Origin of the sequence: Streptomyces kanamyceticus, assembly GCF_008704495.1 — a bacterium.
In the GTDB taxonomy this organism is placed as follows: domain Bacteria; phylum Actinomycetota; class Actinomycetes; order Streptomycetales; family Streptomycetaceae; genus Streptomyces; species Streptomyces kanamyceticus.
This window is the reverse complement of record NZ_CP023699.1, coordinates 5588856-5607289: the sequence shown is the minus strand read 5'-3', so window position 1 is coordinate 5607289 and position 18434 is coordinate 5588856. Positions and strand designations below refer to the sequence as shown.

The 18434-nt window shown below is 71.5% G+C and carries 14 protein-coding genes; 7 read left to right on the top strand and 7 right to left on the bottom strand.

Annotation, left to right across the window (positions count from 1 at the left end):
• Positions 1-61: 61 nt before the first annotated feature.
• From CP970_RS24130 to CP970_RS24120, 3 genes are all read left to right on the top strand, one after another.
• Positions 62-1321 carry a DUF418 domain-containing protein gene (locus tag CP970_RS24130; protein WP_055552384.1) on the top strand — a complete coding sequence of 420 codons (1260 nt, stop codon included), beginning with the start codon at positions 62-64 and terminating at the stop codon, positions 1319-1321.
• A 65-nt stretch (positions 1322-1386) separates the two neighbouring features.
• On the top strand, positions 1387-1977 hold the full coding sequence (locus CP970_RS24125; protein WP_055552386.1) for a Uma2 family endonuclease: 591 nt from the start codon (positions 1387-1389) through the stop codon (positions 1975-1977).
• Positions 1978-2035: 58 nt separating this feature from the next.
• Positions 2036-3028 (top strand): aldo/keto reductase, encoded by a 993-nt coding sequence (locus CP970_RS24120; protein WP_055552388.1) that lies wholly within the window; start codon positions 2036-2038, stop codon positions 3026-3028.
• 160 nt (positions 3029-3188) lie between these two features.
• On the opposite strand, the gene thpR is transcribed toward CP970_RS24120, so the two are convergent.
• Positions 3189-3779, bottom strand: a complete 591-nt coding sequence (thpR, locus tag CP970_RS24115; RefSeq protein ID WP_055555864.1) for an RNA 2',3'-cyclic phosphodiesterase — start codon at positions 3777-3779, stop codon at positions 3189-3191.
• A gap of 45 nt (positions 3780-3824) precedes the next feature.
• Between thpR and CP970_RS24110 the strand changes: the two genes are divergently transcribed.
• Complete coding sequence (locus tag CP970_RS24110; protein WP_398655652.1) at positions 3825-4355, top strand: GNAT family N-acetyltransferase; 531 nt, start codon at positions 3825-3827, stop codon at positions 4353-4355.
• A 25-nt stretch (positions 4356-4380) separates the two neighbouring features.
• Here the strand turns inward: CP970_RS24110 and CP970_RS24105 are convergent, their stop codons facing one another.
• Both CP970_RS24105 and CP970_RS24100 read right to left on the bottom strand, forming a co-directional pair.
• Positions 4381-5781, bottom strand: a complete 1401-nt coding sequence (locus CP970_RS24105) for an MFS transporter (protein WP_055555860.1) — start codon at positions 5779-5781, stop codon at positions 4381-4383.
• A gap of 69 nt (positions 5782-5850) precedes the next feature.
• Entirely contained in the window at positions 5851-6288 is a 438-nt protein-coding gene (locus tag CP970_RS24100) for a MarR family winged helix-turn-helix transcriptional regulator (protein WP_055555858.1), read from the bottom strand.
• A gap of 143 nt (positions 6289-6431) precedes the next feature.
• Here CP970_RS24100 and CP970_RS24095 point away from each other — a divergent pair, with 143 nt between their 5' ends.
• The gene (locus CP970_RS24095) at positions 6432-6614 is read left to right on the top strand and encodes a hypothetical protein (protein ID WP_055555856.1); all 183 of its coding nucleotides are present in this window, start codon (positions 6432-6434) and stop codon (positions 6612-6614) included.
• 70 nt (positions 6615-6684) lie between these two features.
• Here the strand turns inward: CP970_RS24095 and CP970_RS24090 are convergent, their stop codons facing one another.
• Complete coding sequence (locus CP970_RS24090; RefSeq protein ID WP_055555854.1) at positions 6685-8133, bottom strand: NCS2 family permease; 1449 nt, start codon at positions 8131-8133, stop codon at positions 6685-6687.
• 234 nt (positions 8134-8367) lie between these two features.
• Between CP970_RS24090 and CP970_RS24085 the strand changes: the two genes are divergently transcribed.
• Entirely contained in the window at positions 8368-8661 is a 294-nt protein-coding gene (locus CP970_RS24085) for a DUF2530 domain-containing protein (protein WP_055555852.1), read from the top strand.
• Between the two features lie 117 nt (positions 8662-8778).
• Positions 8779-11181, top strand: coding sequence for a cation-translocating P-type ATPase (locus tag CP970_RS24080; protein ID WP_055555850.1), 2403 nt, complete (start codon positions 8779-8781; stop codon positions 11179-11181).
• 12 nt (positions 11182-11193) lie between these two features.
• Here the strand turns inward: CP970_RS24080 and CP970_RS24075 are convergent, their stop codons facing one another.
• The 3 genes from CP970_RS24075 to CP970_RS24065 form a co-directional block, all read right to left on the bottom strand.
• Positions 11194-11970, bottom strand: coding sequence for a hypothetical protein (locus tag CP970_RS24075; protein WP_055555848.1), 777 nt, complete (start codon positions 11968-11970; stop codon positions 11194-11196).
• A gap of 224 nt (positions 11971-12194) precedes the next feature.
• Positions 12195-15413: a sacsin N-terminal ATP-binding-like domain-containing protein gene (locus tag CP970_RS24070; protein WP_150493878.1), complete on the bottom strand. Its 3219-nt coding sequence runs from the start codon at positions 15411-15413 to the stop codon at positions 12195-12197.
• A 1735-nt stretch (positions 15414-17148) separates the two neighbouring features.
• The gene (locus CP970_RS24065) at positions 17149-18087 is read right to left on the bottom strand and encodes a DUF3027 domain-containing protein (protein ID WP_055557189.1); all 939 of its coding nucleotides are present in this window, start codon (positions 18085-18087) and stop codon (positions 17149-17151) included.
• Between the last annotated feature and the right edge of the window lie 347 nt (positions 18088-18434).

Genomic DNA, 18434 nt, shown 5'->3' with positions numbered 1-18434 from the left:
TCACCGCGCCCTAGCCGGAAGACCGACGCCCGCCGCACCGCAGTCTCCCTACCGTCCAGACATGACGACAGAGACCGCCGCGGACAAGGCAGCGCCGTCCCCCCGCACCGAGCTGCCACCGGGCGAACGGGCCCTGGCCCCGGACCTCGCCCGGGGCCTGATGCTCCTGCTCATCGTGCTGTCCAACACCGCCTTCCACCTCTGGAAGGCGAAGCACGGGCCGTCCGGGTGGCAGCCCGTGGACGGCGGGTGGGTCGACCACGCCGTCCAGTTCACGATGATCACCACCCTCGACATGCGGGTGTACCCGCTCTTCGCGTTCCTCTTCGGGTACGGGATGACGCAGCTGTTCCTGCGGCGGACCGCGAAGGGCGCATCCGAGCGCGGCACGGTCGCCGTCCTGCGCCGCCGGAGCCTCTGTCTGATCGTCATCGGCCTCGCGCATTCCACCCTCCTGATGGCGGGTGACATCGTCGGGTACTACGGGCTGCTCAGCCTCGCCCTCGGCTGGCTCTTCCTGCGCCGCAGTGACCGGGCGCTGAAGTGGTGGATCGGGATCGGCGCCGCGCTGCTGCTCTTCGGGGCGCTGCAACCCGTCGTATCCGCCCTGCTCAACGGGGAGTTGGGCTCGCTCGGGGACGCCCACGCCGAGCCCGGTTCGGATGCCTACGCGGCGGGCGACCCGAGCTGGCCCGACTCCGCCGCCACCCGCGTGGAGAGCGGCCTCTACGTCACCTTCCTCGCCGCCCCGCTCTCCCTGGTCGGCGGCGGCTTCACCATCTTCCTGCTCGGGTTCTGGGCGGCGCGGCGCCGGATCCTGGAGGAGCCGGGACGCCACCTGCCCCTCCTGCGCCGCACCGCCGTCATCGGCATCGCGATCGGCTGGCTCGGCGCGCTGCCCGCGGCGCTCGCGCACATCGGCGCACTCGACGTGCCGGACGCCGCGCAGAGCGAGTCGGGGGTCCTGGGCCTGCTGCGCGACCTCACGGGGAACGCCGCGGGGCTCGGCTACGTCGCCGCGATCGCGCTCTTCACGCACTGGTGGACGCGCCGCCGCCCCCGCCGAGGCGCACGCACGATCACCGCCCTCTCCGCCGTCGGCAAACGCTCCCTCTCCTGCTACCTCACCCACTCCCTCCTCTTCGCCCCACTCCTCGCCGCCTGGGGCCTCGGCCTCGGCGCACACCTGACCAGCGCGACGATGGCACTCGTGGCGGTCGGGGTGTGGCTGGTGACGGTGGCGGGGGCGTACGCGATGGAGCGGGCGGGGCGACGGGGTCCTGTGGAGACGGTCTTGCGGCGGGTGATGTACCGGGGGTGACCGCCCGGGGCCGGTGCCGTTGTACTCCTCGGCTGCCCGAGGGCGGCAGCGGGGAGGGGCGGACAGTGTTCATCGCGGGAAACGACAGCACCGGGGTCACTGAGGAGGGCGACGGAGCCCTGAACCAGTGGTTCCAGTCACTCGACCGGACCCCGTTCCGTGATCTCGGCTACGTCGCCGAGAGCATCGAGGGCGCGGTCATCATGACCGCGCAGCGGCAGGTCCACCGGCAGATCACTCACGACATCGCCGACCAGTTACGGCTCAAGTACCCGGAGAAGTCGCCGACTTCCGATCGGCACATCGACTTCCCCGGGTACATGAACACCTTCGTGCCCGACGTCGTAGCGGTCAGGGAAGGCAAGGCCCCGGCCCCGAACGGTCGCTGGCGCTACGCGGACATCGATCTGGTCGTAGAAGTCCCCTGCGACAGCACCGCGCACTACGACTACGGCCCCAAGCTGCACGCATACGCCACTGCCGAAGTCCCGCTCTACTTCATCGCCGACCCCACTTCGGCGAAGTGCCACCTCTTCTCCCACCCCAAGGACGGGGACTACCGGCGTCGGCTCACCGTGGCCTTCGGCCTGGACGTAGACCTCGCGGCAGCCCCCATCGGCCTCGTCCTCAAGACCGAAGACTTCCCCCGCGATTGACCTAGGCCCGCCAACTCCCCTTGCCTAGAGCCCACTCCACCCCGTTGGCTGGACCCCCATGAAGTACACGCAGCTGGGACGCACAGGGCTCAAGGTCAGCCGGGTCACGCTCGGGACCATGAACTTCGGGCCGCTCACCGACGAACCCGAGAGCCACTCGCTCATGGACGCCGCGCTCGACGCGGGCGTCAACTACTTCGACACCGCCAACGTCTACGGACAGAGCGCGGGCAAGGGCCGCACCGAGGAGATCATCGGCACCTGGTTCGCGCGGGGCGGTGAGCGGCGCGACAAGGTCGTGCTCGCCACCAAGGTGTACGGGAACATGTCCGCCGAAGGGGAAGCGGTCTGGCCCAACCACGACCGGCTCTCCGCGGTCAGCATCCGCCGCGCCGTCGAGGCGTCGCTGAAGCGCCTCGGGACCGACTACATCGACATCTACCAGTTCCACCACATCGACCGGAACACCCCGTTCGACGAGATCTGGCAGGCGGTCGACGTCCTCGTACAGCAGGGGAAGATCCTCTACGCGGGGTCGAGCAACTTCCCCGGCTACAAGATCGCCCAGGCCAACGAGACCGCACGGCGGCGCGGCAGCTACGGCCTGGTCAGCGAGCAGTGCCTGTACAACCTCGCCGCGCGCGACGCCGAGATGGAGGTCATCCCGGCCGCCGAGGAGTACGGCATCGGCGTCATCCCGTGGTCACCGCTGCACGGCGGGCTGCTCGGGGGCGTCCTGAAGAAGGCGGGCGAGGGCGCGCGCAGCACCAGTGGCCGCGCCGCGGTCGAGCTCGCCAAGCCGGAGGTCCACGCGAAGATCACGGCGTACGAGGAGCTGCTCGACAAGCACGGTCTCGAACCCGGCGAGGTCGCGCTCGCCTGGCTGCTCACCCGGCCCGGGATCACCGCGCCGATCGTCGGCCCCCGCACCGCGGGCCAGCTGGCCTCCGCGCTGCGCGCCGTCGAGCTCGAACTCTCCCAGGAACTCCTCGACGGTCTCGACGAGATCTTCCCGGGGCCCGGCCCTTCGCCGGAGTCGTTCGCCTGGTAGCCCCCGGCGCAGGGGCAGCACAGAGGCAGCGACGGGCGCGTCGCGGTGGCGGCCCGCGTTCGACTAACCGAACGCGGCCGCCACCGCCACCACGACGAACATCAGCACGAGCACACCGGCCATGATCCGGTTCCTGGTTTTCGGGTCCACGTAGTCGAGGTTAACCGGCGCCGCCCGGCGACCCCGCGCCGCCTCCCAGTGCCCAGCGCCCGACCGCCTCGTAGCGCGGCCGCTCCCCTGCCACCCCGCTCACGGGCAGATTGCTGCGTACGAGAGTCAGCTCGGCCACCGTCCAGGTCGCGCCGTCGAAGGGGCCGAGCGCGTCGACGTACGGCGTGAGGTCCGTCTCCCCCTTGGCGCGCGCCAGTGTCAGATGCGGGCGGTAGTGCCGGTGTCCCTCCGTCGCGATGCCCGCCTTGCGCGCCGCCGCGTCCGCGCGCGCGGCGAGCAGGCGCAGTGCGGCCACGTCGCCCGCGGCGCCCGCCCACAGCGCCCGCTCCCCGAAGTGCCCGCCGCCGCGCAGCGCGAGCGGGAAGGAAGGTGTGCGGTGCGCGGCCCGCTCCAGGCGGGCGGAGAGGTCGGGCACCGCCTCGTCCGGCACCTCCCCCAGGAAGGCGAGCGTGAAGTGCCACCCGGACCGCCCGGTCCAGCGCAGCCGCTCCGCGCCGGGCAGCTCCTTCAACTTGTCGGCGGCGAGGGCAAGTTCAGAGGTCGCGGAGTCCGGCGGCAGGACCGCGGCGAAGAGTCTCATGGGGGTGACGTTAGAGCCTGTCCGGACAGGCCCTACCCTCCCCGCATGAGTGACATGGAGCCCATAAGGATCAGGAAGGGCGGGGCCGACGACATCCCCGCGATCATCGCTCTCTTCGACGGCGCCGTGGAGTGGCTCGTCGCCCGGGGCCGCACCGGGCAGTGGGGCACCAAGCCCTGGTCCACCAACCCGAACGCCGTCGCGATGGTCGAGAAGTACGTGACGACGGGAGATCCCTGGATAGCCGAGATCGACGGCACCGTGGTGGGCACGCTCACGCTGACCGAAGGGCCCGGCGGCGACATCATCCCGAAGGCCGACGAGCCCGAGCGGTACGTCCACCTGCTCGCCGCCGATCACGGCAGGTACGCGGGCCGCGGCGTGGGCCGCGCGCTCCTCGCGCACGCGGCGCGGGAGACCCGCGCGCAGGGCGTCTCCCTGCTGCGGGTCGACTGCTACCGGGGCGAGGACCGGGCGCTCGTCGCGTACTACGAGAGCAACGGCTTCACCGCCACCGAGCCCTTCACGGGCCCCGACGGCAGCTGGCCGGGACAGGTGCTCGCGCAGCGCGTCTGACCGGCCCCCGTCCCCGCCCCCGGCATCACGCCGCGGTCGCCAGCTCCCGCTCCCTCGGCACGAACTGCAGGTGCTGGCGGCCGCGCCGCAGGTCCACCTTGAGGCGCAGGTTCGCGGCGCGCGCCAGCATCAGGCCGACACCGGCCGCGGCGAGCGCGCAGACGAGGCCGCCGATGGCCATGCTGACCCGGACCCCGTAGGCGTCGGCGAGCCAGCCGAAGAGCGGGCCGCCGAGCGGCGTACCGCCGGTGAAGACCATCATGAAGAGGGACATCACGCGGCCGCGCATCTCCGGGTCCGTGGCCATCTGGACCGAGGAGTTGGCGGTGACGTTCACCGTCAGGCCGAGGATGCCGATCGGCACGATCAGCGCGACGAACATCCACAGCTCGGGCGCGAACGCGGCCACGATCTGCAGCACGCCGAAGGCGATCGCGGCCCCGGCGAGCAGCCGCAGGCGCGAGGTGCCGCGGCGGGCCGCGAGCAGCGCACCGGCCAGCGAGCCGACCGCCATCAGGGTGTTGAACAGCCCGTACATCCCCACGCCGCCGTGGAAGACGTCGTCCGCGAAGGCGCTCATCCAGATCGGGAAGTTGAACCCGAAGGTGCCGATGAAGCCGACGAGGACGATCGGCCAGATCAGCTCGGGGTGCTTGGAGACGTAGTTGAGCCCCTCCTTCAGCTGTCCCTTGCCGCGCGGCTTGCGCGGGGTGTGGTGCAGCTCGGAGGTGCGCATCAGCATCAGTCCGGTCAGCGGCGCCAGGAACGAGAGGCCGTTGGCCAGGAACGCCCAGCCGGGCCCGACGGCAGCGGTGAGACCACTGGCCACGGCGGGGCCGACGAGGCGCGCGGACTGGAAGTTGGCGGAGTTCAGCGAGACGGCGTTGCGGACCTGGTCGGGGCCGACCATCTCGGACACGAAGGACTGCCGGGTCGGGTTGTCGACGACGGTGACGAGGCCGGTGAAGAAGGCCGCCGCGTAGACGTGCCAGACCTGGACGTTGCCGCTGAGCGTGAGGGCGGCGAGGAAGAGGCCGCTGATGCTCATCGCGCCCTGGGTGCAGAAGAGCAGCTTCCGCTTGGCGAACCGGTCGGCGATCACGCCGCCGTACAGGCCGAAGAGCAGCATCGGCAGGAACTGCATGGCCGTGGTGATGCCGACGGCCGCGGAGGAGCCCGTGAGGCTGAGCACGAGCCAGTCCTGGGTGATGCGGGCCATCCAGGTGCCGGTGTTGGAGACGACGGCACCGGACGCGAAGAGCCGGTAGTTGCGGATCTTCAGCGAGCTGAACATCGAGGGCTTACGGGGGCCATCAGGTGCTGCGCCTGCGGAGCAGGCTCCTTGAGGGGCGGTGGTCGGGTGACGGGCGGGCGAGTCGAGGGCGGTTGGTGCGGGGGCGGAGTCTGCTCCGGATCCCGTACTCAAAGTCGGTTCGCCTCCTTTGGCGTACGAAGGTCGTCGCGAGGACCAGTTGCTTACAAGTGCGCGAGTTGCTTACAAGTGCGCGAGCTTTTCCAGGACCGGGGCGGCGGCGCGCAGCCGCTCCCACTCGTCCTCGTCGAGGTGCTCGGCGAGACCGGCGAGCCAGGCGTTCCGCTTGCGGCGGCTCTCCTCGAGCATGGCCTCGGCGGTCTCCGTCTGGGTCACCACCTTCTGGCGGCGGTCCTCGGGGTGCGGCTCGAGCCGGACCAGGCCCTTGGCTTCGAGCAGGGCGACGATGCGGGTCATCGAAGGCGGCTGCACGTGCTCCTTGCGGGCGAGCTCGCCCGGAGTGGCGCTGCCGCAGCGGGCAAGGGTGCCGAGCACCGACATCTCGGTGGGGCTCAGCGACTCGTCGACACGCTGGTGCTTGAGTCGACGGGACAGGCGCATCACGGCGGAGCGCAGGGCGTTCACGGCGACGGCATCGTCACCATGGGAGAGGTCCGGCATGTTTGTTAGCGTAACTCATTACCCTAGCTAAAGACCACTTGGTTTCCCGTACCCGGGTACTCGAACCCTTTCGTCACCCATATGAGTGAGGTGACTTCGGAAAGCGACGCATCCGCCCGCGGGGCCCGTGGACCCTGTCACGCATGGGATCGACAGTGCTCAGCCTGCGGATAGACGGTGAGCTGCTCGACCGGCTCCGGCAGCACGCGGCGAAAAGAGGAATGAGCGTCCAGGACTATGTGGTCCGGACGCTCATTCGTGACGACTTCGACGAACGGTTCGCGACGTCGGTCGAGAAGACGGAGAAGTTCTACGGGGTGGCGTAGGTGCGGGGCCCCGTAAGGGGCGCGGGGAACTGCGCGACGAGCCCCCACCGGCCCGCGGGGTCGATCGCTCCTACGTAAGACCAAGCGCGGGCATCAGGTAGTAGAACGCGAACACCGCAGACACCACGTACATGGCAACGGGCACCTCACGGGCCCGCCCCGCCGCCACCCGCAGAACGGTGAACGTGACGAAGCCCATCCCGATGCCATTGGTGATCGAGTACGTGAACGGCATCATCAGCATCGTCACGAACGCGGGGATCGCGATCGTGTAGTCGCTCCAGTCGATGGCCCGGATCGACCCGGACAGGATCAGGAAGCCCACCGCGAGCAACGCGGGAGTGGCCGCCTGCGAGGGAACCATCGTGGCGATGGGCGTGAGGAACAGCGCGACGGCGAAGAGCCCGCCGGTGACGACGTTCGCGAGGCCCGTGCGGGCCCCTTCGCCGACGCCCGCGGTGGACTCCACGAAGCAGGTGGTGGCCGAGGCGGACGAGGCACCACCGGCGGCGACGGCGATGCCGTCGACGAAGAGCACCTTGTTGATGCCGGGCATGTTGCCGTTGGCGTCGGTCAGCTTGGCCTCGTCGCCGATGCCCATGATCGTGCCCATCGCGTCGAAGAAGCACGAGAGCAGCACGGTGAAGACGAAGAGGACACCGGTCAGGACGCCGACCTTCTCGAAGCCGCCGAACAGGCTGATCTCGCCGACGAGCCCGAAGTCCGGCGTCGAGACGGGGTTGCCCGGCCACTCCGGGGTGGTCAGGCCCCAGGAGGGGATGTCCGCGACCGCGTTGATGATCATGGCGACGACCGTCATGACGACGATGCTGATGAGGATGGCGCCGGGCACCTTGCGCACGAGCAGCGCCAGGGTGAGCAGCACGCCGAGCACGAAGATCAGGACGGGCCAGCCGTTGAGGTGGCCGTCGCCGCCGAGCTGCAGCGGCACCGTGGTGTGCGCGGCGTCCGGGATGCGCGAGACGAAACCGGAGTCGACGAGGCCGATCAGCATGATGAAGAGGCCGATGCCGATCGCGATGCCCTTGCGCAGGCCGAGCGGCACGGCGCTCATCACGCGTTCGCGCAGCCCGGTCGCGACGAGCAGCATCACGACGAAGCCCGCGAGCACGACCATGCCCATGGCGTCGGGCCACGACATGCGCGGCGCGAGCTGGAGGGCGACCACGGTGTTCACGCCGAGGCCGGCGGCGAGCGCGATCGGCACGTTGCCGATGACGCCCATCAGGAGCGTGGTGAAGGCGGCGGTCAGCACGGTCGCGGTGACCAGCTGCTTGTTGTCGAGCTGATGCCCGTACATGTCCTTCGCGCTGCCCAGGATGATCGGGTTCAGCACGATGATGTAGGCCATCGCGAAGAAGGTGGCGAGGCCGCCGCGGACCTCCCTGGCCAGGGTGGAGCCCCGCTCCGTGATCTTGAAGTACCCGTCGAGACCGCCCCGCGGGGGCTTCGGGGGCGGCGTTTTGGCGTCGACCGGGGCGCTGGCCGAGGGAGACATGCGTGACCTCATGGATCTCGTGCGGGTGGCAAATCAAGCGGAGTGCGGAACCGATCGTCCCGCCCTCACGTTTCATCCTCGTCACGCCTTATTTGTGCTTTCTTACGAAAGAAAGCGGCCATAAACGAGCGGTTTCAGTATGAAGACATAAGGCAAAGATCGCTATCTCCGCGCGTAGACCCTTGTGCCCCAAGGGGTGTACGAGACGGGGCCCACCCCTCGTAAGCTGTAGGCATGGCGAAGTGGACCCCAACGCACGAGGCGCCGGAGCCCCTGGAGGGGCCCGTGGTCGCCACCATCACCGGTGGCACGATCATCTGGTTCGTCCTCTTCCTGGCCCAGCTCCCCTTCTACGGCTGGTTCGACGACCGCGACGCGACCTGGTGGGTGTGGACCTGCCTGGCCGGAGCGGGCCTCGGCCTGATCGGCATCTGGTACGTGCGCGGCAGGGACGCCGCGATCAAGCGGGCCGCGGAAAGCACGGCGAGCACGGAAAGCAACGGGCCGAAGGTCACAGAGACGCGGTAGGAAGGTCCCCGCGGCCCTGCGCGGCCGTACACCCACGGGACGGGCCGCCTCCTCCCGAGGTCGGATCTTTTCCGCACTCAAGGGGTGAAGCCCCATAACCCCCCTTACGGTCGATGCATGACGCATATCGACGCGGGCGCCGAACTCGACCCGGTCCACCCGGTGCCACCGCCCCACGGGCGGTCCACGGGACTCACCACCGCCGAGGTCGCCGAGCGGGTCGCCCGCGGCGAGGTCAACGACGTCCCGATCCGCAGCAGCCGGTCGCTGAGCGAGATCGTCCGGGCGAACGTCTTCACCCGCTTCAACGCCATCATCGGCGTGCTGTGGGTGGTCATGCTCTTCGTGGCGCCGATCCAGGACAGCCTCTTCGGCTACGTGATCATCGCCAACACCGGCATCGGCATCATCCAGGAGTGGCGCGCCAAGAAGACCCTGGACTCCCTCGCCGTCATCGGCGAGGCCAAGCCGACCGTCCGGCGCGACGGCAAGGCCTGCGAGATCTCCACCTCCGAGATCGTCCTCGGCGACGTCATCGAACTCGGCCCCGGCGACAAGATCGTGGTGGACGGCGAGGCGGTCGAGACCGACAGCCTGGAGATCGACGAGTCGCTGCTCACCGGTGAGGCCGACCCGGTCATCAAGAAGCCGGGCGACAAGATGATGTCGGGCTCCTTCGTGGTCGCGGGCGGCGGCGCGTTCACCGCCACCAGGGTCGGACGCGAGGCGTACGCGGCCCAGCTCGCCGAGGAGGCGTCCCGCTTCACGCTCGTCCACTCCGAGCTGCGCACCGGCATCTCCACGATCCTCAAGTACGTGACGTGGCTGATGATCCCGACCTCGATCGGCCTGGTCCTCTCCCAGCTCGTCGCCAAGGACGACAACTTCAAGGAGTCCGTCGCGTACACGGTGGGCGGGATCGTCCCCATGATCCCGGAGGGGCTCGTCCTCCTCACCTCCGTGGCCTTCGCGATCGGCGTGATCCGGCTCGGCCGCCAGCAGTGCCTGGTGCAGGAACTCCCGGCGATCGAGGGCCTGGCCCGCATCGACACGGTCTGCCTGGACAAGACGGGCACCCTCACCGAGGGCGGCATGGACGTCACCGAGCTGCGGCCGCTGAACGGCAGCGACGAGGCGTACGTCCGTACGGTCCTCGGCGCGCTCGGCGAATCCGACCCGCGGCCCAACGCGTCCCTCCAGGCGATCATCGACGCCTACCCCGACACCGACGAGTGGCGCTGCACCGAATCGCTGCCCTTCTCCTCGGCGCGCAAGTACAGCGGGGCCTCCTTCAGCGAGGGCGACGGCACCGAATCGACGTGGCTGCTCGGCGCCCCCGACGTACTGCTTCCCGAAGGCGACCCCTCCCTCGCCGAGATCGAGGGACTCAACCAGCAGGGCCTGCGCGTGCTGCTCCTCGCCCGCGCGGCAGGCACCCTCGACGACCCCGAGGTGGCCGCGGGGGCCAAGGCCACCGCCCTGGTCGTCCTCGAACAGCGCCTTCGCCCCGACGCCGCCGACACCCTGCGCTACTTCGAGGAGCAGGACGTCGCCGCCAAGGTCATCTCCGGTGACAACGCGGTCTCGGTGGGCGCGGTCGCGGGCAAGCTCGGGCTGCCCGGCGCGGAGAACACCGTGGACGCGCGCAGGCTCCCCGCCGACAAGGAGGAGCTGGCCCAGGCCCTCGACGACAACACCGTCTTCGGCCGGGTCACCCCCCAGCAGAAGCGCGACATGGTGGGCGCCCTCCAGTCGCACGGCCACACGGTGGCGATGACCGGCGACGGCGTGAACGACGTGCTCGCCCTGAAGGACGCCGACATCGGCGTGTCCATGGGCTCGGGCTCGGAGGCGACGCGGGCGGTCGCCCAGATCGTGCTCCTCAACAACAGCTTCGCGACGCTGCCCTCGGTGGTCGCCGAGGGCCGCCGCGTCATCGGCAACATCACGCGCGTGGCGACGCTGTTCCTGGTGAAGACCGTCTACTCGGTCGTCATCGCGCTCCTGGTGGTCTGCTCGCAGGTGGAGTACCTCTTCCTGCCGAGGCACCTGACGCTGCTCTCCACCCTCACCATCGGCATCCCCGCGTTCTTCCTGGCCCTCGCCCCCAACAAGGAGCGGGCCAAGCCCCACTTCGTACGCAGGGTCATGCGGTACGCGATCCCGGGCGGTGTCATCGCGGGCGTCGCCACCTTCGTGACGTACCTGCTCGCCCGGCACCACTACACGGGCGCGGGCGCGCGGGAAGCCGAGACCAGTGCGGCGACCCTGGCGCTGTTCCTGATCGCCATGTGGGTCCTCGCCATCATCGCCCGCCCCTACACGTGGTGGCGGCTCTGCCTGATCGGCGCGATGGGTCTCGGCTTCCTGCTCGTCATGACCGTGCCCTGGCTCCAGGACTTCTTCCAGCTGAAGCTGGTGGGCACGACGATGCCGTGGGCGGCGGTCGCGATCGCGGCGGTGGCCGCGGGGGCCATCGAGTTCGTCTACCGCTGGGTGGACCGCCGCTTTCCCGCCTAGCGGGCGGGCGGACTAGCGGACGTCGACGAAGTCACTGGTCGACGTCACGGACGGGGTGGTGGAGGTGCCCGCGAAGACGTAGCGGAAGTAGCCGTCGGCGGACGCCTTCACCGTGGTCTTGAGGTTGCCCTTGGTGTCGGACTTGACCGTCTTGAGCGTGGTGTAGCTGCTGGTGCCCTTCTTCTTGTACTGCAGCTTCACGTCCTGCTTGGTGTAGCCCGCGTACTTCGAGGTCTCCCAGTTGGCGCGGGTCAGGGCGCCGGTGACCGTGATGGTCTTGCCCTTCTTGACGGGCTCGGGGGAGGCGTTGGTGGTCAGGCGGGCGGCACGCTTCAGGCGGGCCTCCGACTTGAGGTACTCCTCGCGGTGCTTGTCGCCGTTGTTGTTGACCGCGGTGGCGAACACGTTCCAGCGGGACCCGGCGTGGGCGTTGCGGAGGTCCTGCGGGTAGGCGACGACCGTGTCGGTGCAGGTCTTCGTGGTGTCGTCCACGGCCACGCACTGAGCGTTGAAGACGACCGGCCTGATGACCTCGGTGGACGTGTTGAAGTCCGGGCCGAACCACAGGAAGCCGCTGGCGCCCCGCACGCCGGCCGGGTCGGTGGCGGTGATGGAGAGCTTGAACTCCTTCATCGCCGAGGTGCCGATCACGACGTCCTTGCCGCCGTTGACGCTCACCTTCGTGATCTTGAGATCGCCTGCGGCCTCATCGGCCTGTGCGGCCGGAACAGCGAAAGCGGACAGGGCCAGGGCGCCGGACACGGCGGCCACAGTGGCACGGATGCGCATGCGTTTCTCCATGTGGAGAAGGGGACCCGCGGTGCGCTGCACGCCGTCACGCGGGGTCCCAGTGATCTAGGAGTCTGTTGACTCGCGAGATCAGACCTGTGACAGGAGTGACTGGTTGTACAGCGGGTGAAGAATGTGTGACCGGGTGGCGGAATGCCGGGCGACAGAATGCCGGGTTGCCGCCCGTTCGGCAGGGCGGAACCCGGCATACCCGTCCACAAGCCTCAGTCGAACCAGCGGTCCCGCGCCAACTCCGCGGTCCGCGAAGGATCTTCGAGCAGCGCGGCCACCTCGAACCTGCGCGGCCACTGCCCCGCCGCCCAGGCGAGCCCCGCCGCGACACCCTCCAGCGTCGCCGCGTGCACGGTGCCGTCCGGAGTGCGGCGCCAGTCGAGATCCACACCGCCCACGACGAGTTCCTCGTGCTCGATGTACGTCTCCGGGGTCGCCGCCCCCAGCAGGATCCGCACCGGCTCGGGCACCGCGTGCTCCACGCCGTGGCCCGCGGGCTCCACCGCGGCCGTCTCGCTCAGCCGCCGCACCTGGAACAGCTCCGCGAGGTCCCCCGCCTTGCGCGAACGCACCGGAAGCAGCGGCACGCCCTCGGCCAGCGGCAGCAGGTCCGGCGCGTCGGCGACCACCGCGTCCGCCGCGTCGACCACCACGACCTCGCCATCCACCACCGCGCGCAGCTCGTCGGGGAGCGTCACCTGCTCCGGGTCGAGATCGGCAAGGGCCCCGTACAGCGCGTGCAGTTGGGCGGGCGAAACGGTCCTCTCCGGATCCGCGAGCCGGTCGAGCAGCTCGGCCGCGCCGCCCGGCTCCGCGAGGAGCGCCCCGACCGAGGTCCGCACGCCCAGGGCCCGCAGCACCTCCTCGTCGCCAAAGCCGGAGGCGTCCGCCGCGTCGTACAGACCCACCAGGAGCGGATCGCCGCCCGCGGCGCGCAGACCGGCGGGACGGCGCCCGTCCAGGACGTGATGGCCGCGCAGCCACCACGCCGTGTACGAACGGACGGTCTCCGTCGTGCCGTCGGGCAGCAGCACCCGCAACGGCTGCGTCAGCGCGTCCCGCAGCGGCGGGCGCGAGAGCATCGCGAGCGCCCGCGGCCAGCAGTCGTCGTCGACCAGATCCAGATCCCGTACGGCGACGATCTCGGTGGCGACCGGCGGCACCGGCGTATCGGGCAGCCGGTCGAGCACGTCCTCGCACCACACGTCCACGGCGTCAAGGAGACCCGCGTCGTCGGGCTCGGCGAAGTCGCCTTCGCGCGGCTCCAGTTCATCCGGATCCAGTACGACATCGGTGGTGCGGACCAACGCGAACGTGGCGAGCACCCCGCAGGCAGCCAGCGGCTCCTCGCCCCAGCGGTCGGCGAGATCCTGGTCGGCCAGGGCCAGTTCGTCCTCGCGCATCACCTCGGCGAACGCGCTGCCGGGGAGCACCAGCTCACCGGCGGGGGCGAGTTCACCGTCCTCGTCGGGCAGCGCGAGGGCGGCGAGCCACGGCTCGTCGCCCGGCGCGAGACGGGCGTCCCGCACCAGCGCGAGCACGACGTCCGCCAACTCGTCGGCGTCCAGGGCCTCCTCGTCCCAGGTGTCGTCGTCGAGGGAGGCGGCCACGGCGGCGCGCACCTGCGGGGTCGTCAGGATCGCGCGGGGCGTCGCGGGGAGCGCGCCGAGCTTCTCCAGGAGGGGGTGGACGGCCTCCGGATGGGCGACCTTCAGGCCCAGCCTGGCGAGCGAGGCGGGATCGCGCTCGTCGCCCGCGGCGGGCAGCAGGACCTGCCGGGGCCCGATCGTCGTACGCCCGTCGGCGAGCGGCACGGGCAACCCCGAGAGCCGGTCGGGGTCGACGCCCGCCAAGGTGTCGTACAGCCGCCGCCACCAGGCCGCGTCCCGCTCCAGACCGGCGAGCCGGTCGACCGCCTCGGTCAGCGGAAGCCGCGCCACCCCGAGCGTGCGCAGCTCGGCACGGCGTTCGAGGCCCGCGGGCAGCAGGCTGGGCAGCACCTCGGCGAGCACGCGCACGGTGTCGGCGCCCGCGCCCTCGACGACTTCCGCGTCGCGGGGGCGGAGGGCCTGGGGCAGGTCCTCCTCGCCGAGCTCGTCGACGTTGGGGAGGTTGGGGAGGTTGGGGACGTCGGGGATCTCGGCGCGGGGCAGCGCGGGCGGCAGGAAGGCGGTGCGCGGCAGCCGCTCCAGGATGCCCCCGCGCAGCGCGCCGTCCAGCTCGCTCCTGCCGAGCGGCCCCGGCACCAAGGAGATGATCTCCTCGGTGACGGGCCGCCAGTCGGCGAGGAGTTCGACGTACGCCTCCGCGGCGCGCTCCACCAGGAAGTCGGTCAGCGGACCCGGCGCGGCATGCCGCCGGGCGGTGTCCAGCGGGAACGACGCGATCAGCAACGCCGGTACGCCCAGCGGCTCGTCACTCGGCGTCGGCGCGTGCACCACGGGCGTGCTGCGGGGCCGCTCCGGAGCGCCGTCGCGGTCCACGGGCACGGCCCAGGTGACCGACCAGTGCGGGCGCAGCCGCTCCTCGACCGGCCGGTCCTTCAACAGCGCGGCGTCGAGAGGGCCTTGACTGCTGACGGTGCGCCAGCGCGTCGTACCGTCGCGGCTGTCCTCGACCACGGTGTACGGGGCCTCGGCGCGGCGGCGCAGGGTGCGGACGGTGCGACCGGTGCGGTCGGTGCGGTCGGTGCGGTCGGTGCGGTCGGTGCCGTCCGGGGTCTCGATGGTGACCTCGGCGAGCCCCGGCAGGGCTAGCAGCAGGGCGTCGTCGACTCCCGCGAGGAGCCGAGCCACCAGATCCTCGGCGGCGGCGTCCCGCAACGGCAGGACGACGACCGTGTCGTACCCGTCGGGCGCGCTGCCCTCCGCCGCCATGGGCAACCGGAGCAGGGGGACATGCCCGTCCCTGCGGCGGATCTCGTCGCCCAGGCCCGGGCTGAACCTGGCGGTCTCCGCGGCGAGTTCACGGGCCTCGGCGAGCGACCAGCGGACGCCGCCGGTGCGGCCCAGGACGGCGGGCTCGTCGGAGACCGCGAGCACGGCGGCGAAGCCGACGCCGAAACGGCCCACGCTCGTGCCCCTGGCCCCCTCGGGGGTCTCCCGCTTCGCGGAGGCGCGCAGCGTGGAGAGGGACTCCACGCCGGTCGCGTCCAGCGGGGCGCCGCTGTTCGCGGCGGCGAGGACGCCGTCGCGCAGGGTCAGCGCGAGCCGCCCGGGAACGCCCGCGCGGGCGGCCGCGTCCGAGGCGTTCTGCGCCAACTCCACGACGAGCCGGTCCCGGTAGCCGCCGAGCGCGAGGTCCTCCTCGGCGTTGGCGTCCTCGCGGAAGCGGGGCGGGGCGGCGGCCCAGGCGTCGAGGACTCCGCGGCGGAGGCGGGCGGTACCAAAGGGATCAATACCCTCGGCCGCCGGCCGCACGGTCTTGCTCACGGTCGTCTCTCTTCTTTGGGGGGGGTGGGGGCTCGTGTCGGGGTTCTGGTGTTGTGTTGGTGTTGCTCGGGGCGGGGGCCTGAGCCGATGTTGCTTCAGGCGGGGGTCTGATCCGGTCTTGCCTGCGGGCGAACGGTACCGCGTCCTGGCGGGAGGGCTGGAGCCGGAACGGGGCGGTGCCTGCGGAGACTGGCTCCTGAGCCCCACGCCCCCTCTCCCCCGCTCCGCGGGGGCCTCCCCTGCCCCGCCCCGCCACTCTGCTCCGCTCCACCCCGCCACTCCGCCTGCCCCGCCACTCCGCTCCGCGGGGGCCTGCCGCTCGTCACCGGGCCCTGCCCTGCGCCCAACCCGCCGGTGCTGCCACCCGACGGGACGCTCCCCGCCGCTCCGCGACGGCCTCTCCCACCCACCCACCCGTCACTCCGCCCCGCCCAGCACCTGCTCTCCCCCGCTCCGCGGGGGCCGTCCCCACCCACCCACCCGTTGCTCCGCACCGTCCGGCGCCTGTTCTCCCCCGCTCCGCGAGGGCCCTTCCCACCCGCCCACCCGGCACTCCGCACGGTCCGGCACCTGTATCTCCCCCGCTCCGCGAGGGCCTTTCCCACCCGCCCGGCGCTCCGCACGGTCCGGCACCTGTATCTCCCTCGCTCCGCGGGGGCCTTTCCCGCCCGCCCGGCGCTCCGCACGGTCCGGCACCTGTATCTCCCCCGCTCCGCGAGGGCCTTTCCCACCCGCCCGGCGCTCCGCACGGTCCGGCACCTGTATCTCCCTCGCTCCGCGGGGGCCTTTCCCGCCCGCCCGGCGCTCCGCACGGTCCGGCACCTGTATCTCCCTCGCTCCGCGAGGGTCTTTCCCGCCCGCCCGGCGCTCCGCACGGTCCGGCACGTGTTCTCCCTCGCTCCGCGAGGGCCATCCCCACCCGCCCACCCGAATCTCCGCACCGCCCAGCACAAGTTCTCTCCCCCCGCTCCGCGAGGGCCCTTCCCACTCGCCCACCCGTTGCTCCGCACCGCCCAGCCCATGCCCGGCCGACCCGGGCCAACCCTCCGTCAACGCCGCGCACGTGACCCCACTTCGCCACCTGCCCACCCGGATCTGCGCACCGCACGGCGCCCCTGCCAACCCGGACCGCTGCCCTTCCACAACACCGCGCTCACCCCCGCTTCGCCGCTCTGCGGCGGGCCTTCCCGCCCGCGCAGCGGCGGGTGGGTGTTCCTCGCCGCTTTCGCGGTGACAGTTACCCGCGCGGGAATGTTTGGGCGGGTGGGTGGGGAGCACGCCGCGGAGCGGCGACGGAGGGAGGGGGCGGTGCGGAGGGGAGATGTGCCGAGAGGCCGCAGGAGCCACGGGCTCGAGGAACGGGGCGGGGGCACAGGAGCCACGGCGCCGGTCACAGGGAGCACGGCGCTGAGGAGCGGTCCGGGGCGTAAGTCACCTAGCCGACGGAACCCGCCAGGAGGCGCAGGCCACCGCCGCGGCGCTGGGGGCGGGCCAGGACGCAGGCCACCGTGCCGAGCGTGGGCCGTCGTGCTGAGGGGCGGGCCAGGGACCTCGGCTACGGGGCCGAGGGACAGGTCCGGGGGCGTACGCCCGATGTGTTGGGCGTAGGGACGCGCTGCCGACCGGACCGGCCAGGGGGCGCAGCGCGGCGGGGGCAGGAGCCACCGTTCGGCTCAGGCACCCGACCGGGCCCATGGCACAGGAACACCCGGGGCCCCGTCACCCGCCGCCGGAACTAGGAGTGGCCCAGATCCTCACTGGGCCCCTCCACACTCACCGACCCCGAATCCGCCGCGGGCCGCAACGGCAACACGTCCACCCGCGTCTCGTCGAGCACCGGCGGCGCCGGCCGCGGCGGCTTCGGCATGACCGCCGCCTCCGAGTGGCCTCCACAGCCGTACGAGAGGGAGACGACCCGCCCGTCCGCAGGCCCGAACTCATTGGCGCACACACCGAACGCCTGACCGAGCGAGCCGCCGATCGCCACCAGGAATCCACAGCTCACACAGCCCGCGGGCGCGGCCTGCGCCATCGGGGTCTTCGCGCCGTACGTCTCTTCCCAGCGGTCGGCCGCGATGTGCAGCCCGTACCGGGAGAGGACCCGGGCCCGCCGCATGCCCAGTTCGTCGGCGACCGCCGCGATGGAACCGCGCGCGGGCGCCAACGGCAGTTCGGCGGGCGGACCCGCCGTGACCTCGGCGTCCTCCGCCTCGACGAGCTCGGCCATCTCCTCCGACACGGCGGAGTTCGGCGGCGGCTCCTCCTCGCCGGTGAAACCGGGCTCGAGGCGCAGATCCTCCGCGTCCGTCGGCAGGAGGTCGCCCGGGCCCATGTCGCCAGGGCGCAGCCGCTCGCTCCACGGCACCCATTCGGGGGCGAGGAGCGCGTCGGAACCGGGCAGCAGCACCGTCTCGTCGAGCGTGACGACCTTGGCCCGCGAGGCACGGGCGACCGTCACCGCCCAGCGCCAGCCGCGGTAGCCGAATTCCTTGCATTCGAAGAGGTGTGTGACGACCCGGTCGCCCTCCACGACGACCTCGACGTGCTCACCGACCACACCGGGTGCGGCGGCCTCCTCGGCCGCGGCCCGCGCCAGGCCGACCGCTTCGGCGCACAGGCGGTCCGGGGTACGCGGGGTGCGCTGGGTACGGCTTCGCGTTGTCGCTGCGCTCACAGGTATCGCTTCTCTCCTACGCCGTCTCACGAGTGCGCCACCCTTACGCGGGGGTACGGACGGAGCGGACCTGGGGGCCGCGTCAACGTCCGCGCCCGACGTTCTCGGGCGCACCTACGTCACCCATTCTGCGGGATGACCGAGAGGCGCGCGGCCAAGAACAACCGCCGCAGGCGCGCTACGCACGCTACCTTCTCCTGGCCCCTGGGCCTACACCGACGTACGCCCCCGGCTCCCGAGCCCCCGTTCCGCCCCTCCCCCACGGGCCTCCGCGCCCGGCCCCCGGCCTACGCCCCCGCCCCACTCCTCGGCCCCGTTCCCCCTGTGCCCCCTCGGCACATCCCCCC